The sequence below is a fragment of the Mesorhizobium sp. P160187 genome, from assembly GCF_057766425.1.
Map to the genome: position 1 here is coordinate 469,592 of NZ_JBYMDX010000003.1, position 11,517 is coordinate 481,108.

At 61.9% G+C, this 11,517-nt stretch carries 10 protein-coding genes; 2 read left to right on the plus strand and 8 right to left on the minus strand.

The features are described 5' to 3' along the window. Positions 1 to 42: 42 nt before the first annotated feature. The 7 genes from AC3CCE_RS05565 to AC3CCE_RS05595 all read right to left on the minus strand — a co-directional run bounded on the left by AC3CCE_RS05565 (position 43) and on the right by AC3CCE_RS05595 (position 8,227). Complete coding sequence (locus AC3CCE_RS05565; protein ID WP_352624263.1) at positions 43 to 1,224, minus strand: serine hydrolase domain-containing protein; 1,182 nt, start codon at positions 1,222 to 1,224, stop codon at positions 43 to 45. 33 nt (positions 1,225 to 1,257) lie between these two features. Next, positions 1,258 to 2,454 carry a serine hydrolase domain-containing protein gene (locus AC3CCE_RS05570; protein ID WP_352536584.1) on the minus strand — a complete coding sequence of 399 codons (1,197 nt, stop codon included), beginning with the start codon at positions 2,452 to 2,454 and terminating at the stop codon, positions 1,258 to 1,260. 62 nt (positions 2,455 to 2,516) lie between these two features. Continuing rightward, positions 2,517 to 3,551: an ABC transporter substrate-binding protein gene (locus AC3CCE_RS05575; protein ID WP_352510423.1), complete on the minus strand. Its 1,035-nt coding sequence runs from the start codon at positions 3,549 to 3,551 to the stop codon at positions 2,517 to 2,519. 23 nt (positions 3,552 to 3,574) lie between these two features. Continuing rightward, on the minus strand, positions 3,575 to 4,375 hold the full coding sequence (locus AC3CCE_RS05580) for an ABC transporter permease (RefSeq protein ID WP_023686325.1): 801 nt from the start codon (positions 4,373 to 4,375) through the stop codon (positions 3,575 to 3,577). Further along, complete coding sequence (locus AC3CCE_RS05585; RefSeq protein WP_352510422.1) at positions 4,368 to 5,288, minus strand: ABC transporter permease; 921 nt, start codon at positions 5,286 to 5,288, stop codon at positions 4,368 to 4,370. Before AC3CCE_RS05585 ends, AC3CCE_RS05580 begins: the two co-directional genes overlap by 8 nt. Positions 5,289 to 5,290: 2 nt before the next feature. Next, positions 5,291 to 6,391: an ABC transporter ATP-binding protein gene (locus AC3CCE_RS05590; RefSeq protein WP_023699750.1), complete on the minus strand. Its 1,101-nt coding sequence runs from the start codon at positions 6,389 to 6,391 to the stop codon at positions 5,291 to 5,293. A gap of 156 nt (positions 6,392 to 6,547) precedes the next feature. Next, positions 6,548 to 8,227, minus strand: coding sequence for an amidohydrolase (locus AC3CCE_RS05595; RefSeq protein ID WP_352510421.1), 1,680 nt, complete (start codon positions 8,225 to 8,227; stop codon positions 6,548 to 6,550). 277 nt (positions 8,228 to 8,504) lie between these two features. Here AC3CCE_RS05595 and AC3CCE_RS05600 point away from each other — a divergent pair, with 277 nt between their 5' ends. Both AC3CCE_RS05600 and AC3CCE_RS05605 read left to right on the plus strand, forming a co-directional pair. After that, a complete protein-coding gene (locus tag AC3CCE_RS05600) occupies positions 8,505 to 9,158 on the plus strand; it encodes a TetR/AcrR family transcriptional regulator (protein ID WP_023714009.1) in 654 nt (217 codons plus the stop codon). A gap of 24 nt (positions 9,159 to 9,182) precedes the next feature. Beyond that, entirely contained in the window at positions 9,183 to 10,214 is a 1,032-nt protein-coding gene (locus AC3CCE_RS05605; RefSeq protein ID WP_352624266.1) for a histone deacetylase family protein, read from the plus strand. An 87-nt stretch (positions 10,215 to 10,301) separates the two neighbouring features. On the opposite strand, the gene AC3CCE_RS05610 is transcribed toward AC3CCE_RS05605, so the two are convergent. Then, positions 10,302 to 11,495, minus strand: a complete 1,194-nt coding sequence (locus tag AC3CCE_RS05610) for a TMEM43 family protein (protein WP_023754998.1) — start codon at positions 11,493 to 11,495, stop codon at positions 10,302 to 10,304. Between the last annotated feature and the right edge of the window lie 22 nt (positions 11,496 to 11,517).

The window sequence follows — 11,517 nt, forward strand, 5'->3', positions numbered from 1 at the left end:
GTCAAAGAGGTCCACAGGAAAGCGCCTTGCTTTGGCTCGTCCTCAGACCATCCCGCTCAGCGCCTCGAAAAAGGCAATGATCTCGCGTTCGAGCGGATAATCTTCAGGCACCGGCTGCGACCCCATTTTTGCAATCACCACTTCCATCTTCGGATCGACGTAGAGCCATTGGCCGTGGATGCCGATGCCGCAGAAAGCACCGTTTGCCGCACCCGTCTGGTACCATTTGTTGCGATAGCGGCCCTTCGGGAACAGATGCACCATCGTGCCGCGCTGCCAGGCCTCCGCGCTGCCGCCGGCAACGGTCGTATCGCGCACCCAGCCTTCCGGCACGATGCGCCGGCCATTGGCCGTGCCGCCCTGCCGCATCATCTCGCCGATACGCGCCAGGTCGCGCGGCGTCACCGAAATGCCGCCGGCGGTGCGCGCCGTACCTTCCATGTCGACGCCGATCGAAGCCTCGCTGACAGCACCCAGGGGTAGCCACAGTTTCTCGCGCATCAAGTCCGGGAAGCGCAGGCCGGAAGCTCGTTCGAGCAGCAGGCCGAGCAGATCGGAATTGGGCGAACGGTAGCGGAAGGTTTTGCCGTGCGGTTCTTCGAGCCGCTGCAAGGTCAGAATGAATTCGCGCAAGCTTTCAGTGCCGCCGCCCGGATTCCACAGCGTAGCGCGACGGTAACGGGCAAAGGCGCTTTCGGGATCGAGATAGGCCTCCTCGAAGTCGAGGCTGACGCTCATATCGAGCACATGCCGGCAGCTTGCATCGGCATAGGCCGAACCGGCGGCTTCCGGAATGTACTGGGTCACCGGCGCTTCCGGGTCGAACACGCCCTCGCCTTCCAGTATTCCGGCGATGATCGCGGTGACCGATTTGCTGATCGAAAAGATGATGTGACGGGCGCCGAAATCCATATTGGGCGCGAACCAGTCGCCGATGACCTTGCCAGCCTTCATCACCGCCAGCGCGTCGCTGCTCGAACGTGTGAGGAATTCGGCCACCGTTTCCGGGGCGCTGGCGATCGAAACCTTTTCGCCGAGCAGGCCGCTCAGGTCCCGCACCGGCGCTTCGACGCTTCCCGGCGTCGCCGCCACGGGAGCGGTCGGCACCAGTTCGCCAAGGTTCTGGAATGACCAGCGGTTGAACGGGTTTTCGCGCCAGTTGGAGAGCAGCACCTCATTGCGGGCAAAGCCGTAGCGGATCTCGAACGCAGTCTTGCCAGTCATGAACGTTTCCTCGGAGGGATGATTTGTTGTGGGTCAACCAAGCGCCTTGGCGATGGCGTGCACCGCCTTCAGCGTTGCCACCGAATAGGCGACATTGCTGAAATCCGGATAGCTTGAAAGCTTGACCACGACCATGCCGGTGTCCCAGTCGATATGGATCATCTGCCCGAACACGCCCCGGCACATCAGTGCGCGTGAGCGCGGGTTTTCGATCCAGAACTGGTTGCGGTAGCTGCCCTCCGGCAGGCTCGGATTGAAATCCGGCGCATGCCTGCCGTTGCGCGTCGCCTCGATCCAGTCGGCCGGCACGATGCCGCGGCCATTGTCGAGGATCAACTGGCCGAAGCGGGCGTAGTCTCGCAGCGTCGCGTTGAAGCCGCCATCGGCCAGCGCATAGCCGGCGCTGTCAACCGTGAAGCAGGCGCTCTCGTCGGCGCCGAGCTTTTGCCACAGCTCCTCGGACACCAGCTGCGCCAGCCGTTTACCGGTGACCCGCTCCATGATGAAGGCAAGCACGTCGGTCTCGATCGAGCGGTACTCGAACGCGGCGCCATGCGGCCGCACCTTGTCCTTCAGCTGCAGGATCAACTCGAACAGATGCGGCGGCCATTGGAAATCCGGATCGCTGTCCGGCGGCACCGGCTTCCAGCCGGTGGCGACATCGACCTGGCCGATATCGGAATAGCGATCGGTGTATTCCTCGGAAAAGCGAACACCCGTCGTCATGTCAAGCACATGCTGCACGCTGGCGCCGTCCCAGCCGGTCGCGCCGAGCTCCTGCAGATAGGCGGTCACCGGTTTGGCCGGGTCGATCAAGCCGCGCCCAACCAGAATACCGAACACGGTGCCTGTTACCGACTTCGCCATCGACTGCGACAGATGCAGCGTGCGCTCGGCCATGCCGTTGAAATAGCGCTCATAGGCGACCTTGCCGTCTTTGAGCACCAGGAAGCCGTCCGTGTAGGTCTCGTCGAGCAGGCCAACGAGCGTCGTCGGACGGCCCTTGCTGTCTTCCACCGGCAGCGCGTCGAGATCGGTCTCTGCGCGCTCAAGACGATGGCGATGGCCATTGCCGCGCCAGACCTCGATGGTCGGCAGGAATTCGCGGATGTGTTGGAAGGCCCAGCGATTCCATGGCGGCCGGTCCCAGTCGAGCTTCGGCAGCACCATTTGAGGCGGCGAGCCCCGCATGATCGACGGCCGCGGATCGCTGTTGCGATAGGAGTCCATGAAAGCCATTCCGGAAAAGAAAAGACCCGGCGGCGGATGCCGCCGGGTCTGTCAGACTGCGGTTATTTCTGCAGTTCGGTCCAAATCTTGGTGTAGATGTCCTGGATCTCAGGCGCGCACATCTTCTGGAATTCGCCTTGTGCCTTCGCAGTCTCCGGAATGACGACTTCCGGCGCATCCTTCATGTCGGCCGGCATGTACTTGTCCGAGCCGGTAATGGCGTTTGCGTAGCGATGGAAGGCCGAGAGGCCGGCCGCGTTTTCCGGATCCATGATGAAGTTCTGGAACAGCTTGGCGTTCTCGACGTTCTTGGCTTCCTTGAGAACGACGACGTTATCGCTCCACAGGCCGTAGCCTTCCTTCGGATAATTGTAATGGATGGCCGGATTGGCCAACCGCTGGCGTAGCGCCGAGCCGTTCCAGTCGCTGGTCGCCTTGAAGTCGCCGGCGCCCATCTTTTCGATGGTGTTGTATTCCATGGCGATCCAGTTCGGCTTGGCCGCGACAAGCGTGTCGCGCACCTTCTTCAGCACCGTCTTGTCGTCGGTGCACTGCTGGCCGCCGACATATTTGATCGCCGCGAAGATAACGTCATTCATCTCCGGAACGACATTGGTCTTGCCCTTCAGCTCGTCCGGCGTGTTGAAGATGATGCCCCAGCTGTCGGCTGGTCCCTTGTAGGCATCGGTGTTGACGACGACGCCGACGGTGCCCAGCGCCCACGGCACGGAATATTTGCGGCCGGGGTCGAAGTCTGGATTGGCCCATTCCGGCGCCACGTTCTTGAAGTTCTCCATCTTGCCCGGATCGGTCTCCTGCACGAGGCCCTCCTTGATCCAGATCGGCACGTAGGTTTGCGACGGAACGGCTATGTCGAAGCCGGTGCCGCCCTGGCGTACCTTGGCGAGCGCCGTATCGTTGGAATCGTAATCGGTAATGGTCACCTTGACGTTGTATTTGGCTTCGAACTTTTTGATCACGTCGGGGCTGGTATAGTTGCCCCAATTGTAGATGTTCAGCTCGCCATCGGCGCTGGCCAGGCTCGTCGTTGCGAGCAGCGCCAACCCCATGGCGGCTGTCGTTGTTTTCCAGTTCATGGTTTTAGCTCCCATTTGTCGGTTCAGTCTCTTTTCCTGCTGACGAAGAAAAACAACGTGACGATCGCGACCGAAAGCAGCAGGAAGGCGGTCGATATCGCGTTGATCTCAGGCGTGATGCCGCGGCGGATCTGGCCGAGCATGTAGGTGGGCAGCGTATCCTGGCCGCCCGATTTGACAAACTCGGTGATGACGACGTCATCGAGCGAGATGACGAAGGCCAGCATCAGTCCGGCCAGTATGCCGGGCCACAAAAGCGGCAGCGTGATGCGGCGGAAGGTCTTCCAAGGCGTCGCGTACAGATCGGCGGCCGCGCGCTCCAGCGTCAGGTCCATGTTTTCCAGCCGCGCCCGGATCGGCAGATAGGCGAACGGGATGCAGAAAGCCGTGTGCGCGGCGATCAGATAGCCAATGCCGGAATAGCCGGTGAAGATCTTGATGCGCGAGAAGAAGATCAGCAGCGCCACGCCGGTGACGATCTCGGGCACCATCAGCGGCTGGTTGATCGCCGCATATTTGAAGGTGAGGCCCGGATAGGATGCGGTGCGCGTGGTGGCGAGCGCGGCCATGGTGGCAAAGATTGTCGACAGCACCGCAGCGACGGCGCCGATCCGGAACGAGCGTAGCGTCGCGTCGATAACTTGCACGTTCTGCCAAGCCGACTGAAACCAGCGCATCGAAAAGCCGCCCCATTCCGACGTCGAGTTCGCCGCGTTGAAGGCATAGGCGACCAGCACGATGATCGGCAGATAGAGCACGATAAAACAGGTCGCAGCGATCACCGTGAAGCCGGTCTGGTGCTTGATGGAAAAGTTCTTAGCCATGCCGCGCCCCCGACTTGCCGGCATTGCGCACATAGGCAAGCAAGGCAACCATGACGATGATCATCACCGTGATCGACAGCGCCGAGCCGAGCGGCCAGTTGCGGCCTTGGCCGAACTGCAATTCGATCAGGTTGGACAGCATCATGTTCTTGCCGCCGCCAAGCACGCTCGGCGTCACATAGGCGCCAAGGGCTGGAATGAAGACCAGGATGGAGCCGGCAATGACGCCGGGTTTGACCAGCGGGAAAATGATCTTCCGCAATACCTTGAAACGGGTCGCGTAGAGGTCGTAGCCCGCCTCGACGAGGCGAAAATCAAGCTTCTCCATGCTGGCATAGATCGGCAGCACCATCAGCGGCAGATAGACATATGCCATGCCGATCAGAATCGCCGTGTCGGTGAAGAGGATCTGCACCGGCGCTGAGACGATACCAAGCTTGAGCAGGATGGTGTTGATGATGCCTTCGTTGCGGATGATCTGCAGCACGGCGAAGGTGCGGATCAGCAGGTTGGTCCAGAACGGAATGGTGATCAGGAACAGCCAGAGATCCCTGGTCTTCTCGCTGCGTGTCGCCATGAAATAGGCGGTTGGAAACCCCAATGCCAAAGTTGCGATCGTCGTTATCACCGCCAACTTGATCGAGCGCCAGAATATGGTGACGTGCGCTGCCGCAAGCGAAAGCGTATCGTCGAAAATGTCGCGTTCCATGAACACCGACAGCCAGGCATCGGGCGAGAACTGCCACTTCACATCGCCATAGGGGCCAGGCGTCAGGAACGAGTAGATCAGCACGATCAGCAAGGGGCCGGTCGCGGCGAGGAAGATCACCAGCAAGGCTGGCGCTGACAGCAGCCAGCGGTCGCGCACATCGCGTCGCTGCGCTGCCTTGGCGACTTGTTCCGCGGTCGCCATGATCAGTCCTTCAGCACTTGCGCGGCGTCGTTGCCGATCGTGATGCCGATCTGGCCGCCCTGCACGAAGCCGTCACCGGCGCCGCGGCTGTTCTGACGCCGCACGATGAACGGCTCGCCACCGGCAAGGCGCAGATGGAAGTGCGTGTCGGTGCCGAGATAGACGATGTTTTCGACGGTGCCGGACAGCGAAGCGCTCGGGCTGGCCGTGCCCAACTGCGCATGCTCTGGACGCACGACGATGGTGACCTTGCCGCTGGGGCTGAAGCCTTCCGGCAGCGAGGCTGGGATTTCCACACCAGACGGCAGCTTCACCGTCGCCCGGCCACCAGTCGCGCTAACCACATCCGCCTTGAGGAAGTTCGACTCGCCGATGAAGTCGGCGACGAAACGCTCGGCCGGCCGGTCGTAGATGTCGCGCGGCGAGCCGACCTGCAGGATTTTGCCCGACGACATCACCGCGATGCGATCCGACATGGTCAGCGCTTCCTCCTGGTCGTGGGTGACGAAGATGAAGGTGATGCCCGTCTCGTGCTGCAGCCGCTTCAATTCGATCTGCATTTCCTTGCGCAGCTTGTAGTCGAGCGCCGAGAGCGGTTCGTCGAGCAGGAGCACCTTGGGCTGCGGCGCCAGCGCCCGGGCGAGCGCCACGCGCTGCTGCTGGCCGCCGGAGATCTGGCTGGTTCGGCGACCCGCCAGCGCCTCCATCTTCACCAGTTTCAGCATCTCGGCGACGCGCGCCTTGATCTCGGCCTTCGGCTTGCCCAGCATTTCCAGGCCAAAGCCGATATTGTCGGCGACCGTCATATGCGGGAACAGCGCGTAGGATTGGAAGACGGTGTTGACCGGCCGCTTGAAGGGCGGCAACGGCGCGATGTCCTGACCGTAGAGGAGGATTTCGCCGGCGGTTGGAAAGTCGAAGCCGGCAATCAGCCGCAGCAACGTGGTCTTGCCGCAGCCGGATGGTCCCAGCAGGGTGAAGAACTCATTCTCGCGGATGGATACCGAGACCGTATCGAGGGCAGCGACCTGCCCCTCACCCGATCCGAAAATTTTACTGACGTTTACGACTTCAATTGCATTCCGATCCGGTTTTTCCGGCACGATACGCCTCACTGTTGACCCCGCTCTTGCTGGCGGAGTTTTTCCCCTGTTCGATGTGACCACACGGCCGGTTGGTTGGCAAGTCCGGCATTGAATCACAGTTCAGTCGGTCATTTCGTCTTGCAAGCGGCAAGCTGTGCAAGCCGCATGCCATTGTCAGGCCTGGTAGGTGACCTTGCCACCGCAGACCGTCGTCACCGGCCGCAGCTTGTGTAGATCGGCCGGCGCCGTCTTCTCGATATCGGCCGACAAAACCACCAGATCCGCCATATAGCCGGGTTTCAGAACGCCTTTGCGATGCTCGGCGAATTCGGCATAGGCGCCCTCGACCGTGTAGGCGGCAATCGCTTCCTGCAGCGAGAAACTCTGGTCAGGATCGCCTTCTGCCCATGGTTTGCGCTGCACTGCCGCCTGAATGCTCAGGATCGGGTCGATCGCCGCCACCGGCCAGTCCGAGGCGAACACGACATGGGCGCCGGCGCTTTTCAGGGTGCGCCAGGCATAGCTCAGCGGCCAGCGGGCCGGCCCGATGCGTGACACCGTCGGCTCCAGCGGAAAATCCATGGCGCCGGGCGGATGCGACGGCTGCATCGAGGCGATGACGCCGAGTTCGGCAAAACGCGGCACGTCGGCTGCTGTGGTGACCTCGATGTGCTCAACCCTGTGCCGGCTGTCGCGCTTGCCATTGACCTTCTGCGCCGCCTCGTAACCGTCGAGCACTGCGCGCACCGCGCCGTCACCGATCGAGTGCACGGCGATCTGCAGCCCGCGTTTGTCGATAGCCACGGCGAGATCGATAAATTGCTGCGGCGTGAACAGCGGCTCGCCGACCCAGTCGGGACGATCCGCATAAGGTTCGACCATAACAGCGGTCCAGGAATCGAGCACGCCGTCATAGAACACCTTGACCATGCCCGATGACAGCCACTCACTGCGGTAGCGCTCGGCCATGACGGATGCCTTCTCCAGCATGTCGAGCGTCATGAAGTTCTTGTAGTGGAATGGGATCTTGACGCGGCAGGGCAATCCCTCCTCGGCCTCGATCTCGGAAAGCAGTTCGAGCTGGTAGAGATTGCCGTCCATGTTCTGGATCGAGGTGATGCCGTGGCGCGCGCACCACGCAAGCCCGCGCCGCATTATGTCACGGTCGGCGGCCCGCTCGGCGGCCGACGGCATTGGGTCGGGCTCACCGCCGGTCGACAGCCCCAGCCGCACCCGGCTTTCGCCGGCAAGGTCGAGCACCGGACCGAAGGCCTCGCCCTCGCGCAATTCGCCCGCGGCCAGGCCGTCGCCACCCATCACGATCTCGTTGCCCGGACCGAGCGTGCGTCCTTTCAGGATGCCGGCTATCTCCAACGCCTTGGTGTTGGCCCACATCGTATGGTGGTCGGGCGCTGCCATGCAGAAGGGGCGGTCGGGCAGGATGGCGTCGAGATGATGGCGTGTCACCCGCTCGTCGCCGAGCACGGTGTAGTCGACGCCCTGGCCCACAAGCATTTTCGCCTCGGGCCGCGTCGTTGCGTAGTCGCGGATGGCGCTTTGAAGCGCCTCGAAGCCATGGATACCGCCGAGTTGAAGATGCGCGAGCTCGGCCCCTCCCGAGAACAGATGCATGTGGGCTTCGATGAAACCGGGCAGGACCGAACCGCCCTTGGCGTCGATCACCTCTGTGGTCGTTCCCTTGAGTTTTTCGATGGCGGCGTGGTTGCCTATGGCGATGATGGCGCCGTCCTTGACGGCAATCGCCTCGGCGGCGGGATTGTCATCGTCCATGGTCCGCACGCGACCATTGATGACGATCAGATCAGCATTTTGACCCGCACCCGTGACAGACATCGCGACTCCGCGCTTTTGACGACTGGCTGAGACCGACAACCCTCTTGTCCGACAAGCTGCCACTCCGCCGGAGCGGCTTTATCGGACGAAAACTGATGCCAGTGCGCTGTTTCGAAATTCCCCTTGTGATCTCTCAAAACAGCGTGGATAAAAGAATGCGACTAATTATTCGCGTTTGTCAACGTGCCGAATTTCGAATGTATTGTGGACGACACACCACGCCAATGTTGAGACCGGGACCTGTGTTGAAACCGGCAGGGAACGAAGGCATCAATCCGTGAAGCGCAGTCTCAGCCGCGAAACCAGGATGGCGCTCGAACCGCGCAAGCAGCCGCGGCAGGAACGGTCGAGCAAGGTCGTCGACAGGATACTCGACGCTGCGCTGACCCTGACGCGGGAGCAAGGAACCAAGACGCCGACGACGCTCGCCATTGCCCGGCGCGCGGGCCTGTCGGTCGGTTCGGTCTACCAGTACTTTCCCAACAAGGAAGCCATTCTCCTCGACCTCGCCCGGCGCTGGCTGTCGTCGTTTCCCGAGGTGATCGCCAGGCGCATCGAGGTCACCCCACCCACCAACCGCGACGAGTTTCGGCAGGAGGTGCGCAAGCTGTTCATCGATACCTCCAGAATATATCTCGAAAACGCCACCCTGATGCCGGTGATCGAGGCGATATCCGGCAATGCCGACCTCAGGCCGATCCAGGACGAATATGACGAGCAGATCATCGCGCTTTACGCCGCGTGGCTGCAGCATGTGAACCCGGCCCTTGAAGACAAGATCGCCAGCCGGCTCGGCGTGCTGATGATGGATGTCGGGCACGCCTGCCGGCTTGTGGGGTTGAAGCGGGATCGCAAGACATACGACCTCATCGAGGACGATGTGGAAAGAATGTGGCTCGCTTTGGTCACCCCCTATCTCAACCTTGACTGATTTCGCTATTTCGAGAGGAAATTCATGAAGACTGTCTATTCGCCGCTTCATGCCGGCCATGCCGGCCAGATGGAACTGGTCACGTCGGCAATCGTGCCGGGTTTCGAAAAGCCGTCGCGGGCGGAGTTCATCAAGGCGCGGGTCGAGAGCGAAAAGCTTGGGCCGATCGTCGGACCGGTCGAGCACGATCTCACAGCCGCCAAGCGCATCCACAAGGCCGACTATATCGACTTCCTGCCAACCGTCTGGCCGGCGTGGAAGGCCGCCGGCCTCGATGGCACGGCGATGCCCTTCACCTGGCCGACGCGCGGCCTGCGCGGCGACGTGCCGCCCAAGCGCATCGATGCACTGCTCGGCTATTATTCCTTCGACGCCGGCGCCACCTTCGTCGAAGGCACATGGACCGCGATCAAATCGTCCTATGACGTGGCGCTGACGGCCGCCGCCTTCGTCAAGGGTGGCGAGCGGTCTGCCTTCGCGCTCTGCCGCCCGCCCGGCCATCACGCCGGCGCCGGCTTCATGGGCGGCTACTGCTACATCAACAATGCTGCGGTCGCCGCGCAATGGTTCCTCGATCAGGGCGCAAAACGCGTCTCGATCCTCGACGTCGACTATCACCACGGCAACGGCACGCAGGAAGTATTCTATGAACGCGCCGACGTGCAGGTTCTCAACCTGCATGGCGATCCGATGGTCGAGTACCCGTTCTTCCTCGGCCATGCCGACGAACGCGGCTCCGGCGCCGGCGAAGGCTTCAACGTCAATTATCCCATGCCCTTCGGCACCAACTGGGACGCCTGGAATGCCTCGCTGGAGGATGCCTGCGTCAAGCTCGCCGCCTACGCCCCCGATATCGTCATCGTCTCCCTTGGCGTCGACACCTTCGAGAAGGACCCGATCAGCCAGTTCAAGCTGAAAAGCCCGGACTATCCGAAGATCGGCCATCGCATCGCAAAGCTCGGCCTGCCGACGCTGTTCGTAATGGAAGGTGGCTATGCCGTCGAGGAGATCGGCATCAACGCCGTCGGCGTGCTGACCGGCTTCGAGGACAAATAGGAAAGCAATTCCAGGATAAGTGTGAGGCGGTTTTCCGGCCGGAATTGTGCCAAAGAGATATGGGGCGGCTCCGGCCGCCCCGACCATCTAGGCGGCCGCAGCCGGGTTGGGTGCAACCACCGGAACGGCTGGCCTTCGCGACCGGCCGATGCGGTAGACAATCACCGCCGCAATCACGCCTGCCGCCAGGATGGCGAGCGCCAGCAACGGCCGGTACCAGAACCAGGCAATCGCGATCGTCACCGTGCCGACCAGGATCGCCAGAACGAAGGCGATGATGCCGGTGCCCATCCGCGCCATGCTGCCGAGGAAGGGTATGACGTCGAGGATCACCCCGATCGGGCTGAGGAACAGCGCAAAGCCTATGGTCAGCAACAGCAAGCCGGCGCCGCGCAGCAGCCAGGTGATCAGCGTGTTGGCGCTGACCGCGTCGGCGAACATCTTTTCGGCCGGGACGTTGCCGGTATCGACCATCAGCAGCGCATCGCCGGCTTGCGTCTGGTAGGGCTCGAAGCGGCTGCCGGCCTGGCGCGCGACGATACTGATCACGCCCAGCGGCGCCAGTTCGTAGCCGATGCGATAGTCACCCAAAGCGGGCGTCGTGTTGTCATTGCCGAGAAAAATCTTGCCATCGACGATGCTGAGCGGTTTCGTTCCGGTATAGGCAGCCTTTATCGCCGCCGACTGGTCGGCTGAGAGCGAATAGTCCTTGTCACCCTCGATGCGGTCCAGCACCGGCGTATCGAGATCGAAGGCGACAAGCTTGCCCTCAGGAATCTGGAAGGTCCGGCCGTGGATTTCCATCGGCGGATTCTGGTGGCCGTCCGGCTTCTTGAAGTCCGACGAGTCGATCTGGCTGTCGTCCCACACCTTGGAATAGCTGTAGGTGGTCACCGTCTCTTCGCCACCGCCGAGCTTCTTGGTCGTCTCCGACTTGGACTCTTCCTTCCACTGATACATCTCGACACTGCGCGACAGCCGCAGCCCTTGCGCCGCAATGCCGAAATCCGGATCCGCCAGGCCGCTGTCCGCCGTCACCAGTCCGCTGACATGAACCAGCTTGCCGTCATTGGCGGTATCAACGCTGTCGGCGCCGACCGAAACCACCGCTCCAGAACCTTCGGCCAGCGAGCGCGCCGTCTGCACGGCGCGGCCTTCGTTCCAGAACAGCCCGATCACCATCAGCACGATCAGGATAAGGCCGAAGATGACCCCGCCGACCGCGCGCTTGATCCGCCCGAACCACGAGACGGACGTTACTTCCCGAAATGAATCGCTCATCGTTTCCCCCGAAACAAAGTTG

Coding starts and splice junctions, on each gene's coding strand:
- AC3CCE_RS05605 (WP_352624266.1), top strand. CDS start 9,183: ATGAAGACTGTCTATTCGCCGCTTCATGCCGGCCATGCCGGCCAGATG.
- AC3CCE_RS05580 (WP_023686325.1), bottom strand. CDS start 4,375: ATGGCTAAGAACTTTTCCATCAAGCACCAGACCGGCTTCACGGTGATC.
- AC3CCE_RS05585 (WP_352510422.1), bottom strand. CDS start 5,288: ATGGCGACCGCGGAACAAGTCGCCAAGGCAGCGCAGCGACGCGATGTG.
- AC3CCE_RS05595 (WP_352510421.1), bottom strand. CDS start 8,227: ATGTCTGTCACGGGTGCGGGTCAAAATGCTGATCTGATCGTCATCAAT.
- AC3CCE_RS05565 (WP_352624263.1), bottom strand. CDS start 1,224: ATGACTGGCAAGACTGCGTTCGAGATCCGCTACGGCTTTGCCCGCAAT.
- AC3CCE_RS05575 (WP_352510423.1), bottom strand. CDS start 3,551: ATGAACTGGAAAACAACGACAGCCGCCATGGGGTTGGCGCTGCTCGCA.
- AC3CCE_RS05610 (WP_023754998.1), bottom strand. CDS start 11,495: ATGAGCGATTCATTTCGGGAAGTAACGTCCGTCTCGTGGTTCGGGCGG.
- AC3CCE_RS05570 (WP_352536584.1), bottom strand. CDS start 2,454: ATGGACTCCTATCGCAACAGCGATCCGCGGCCGTCGATCATGCGGGGC.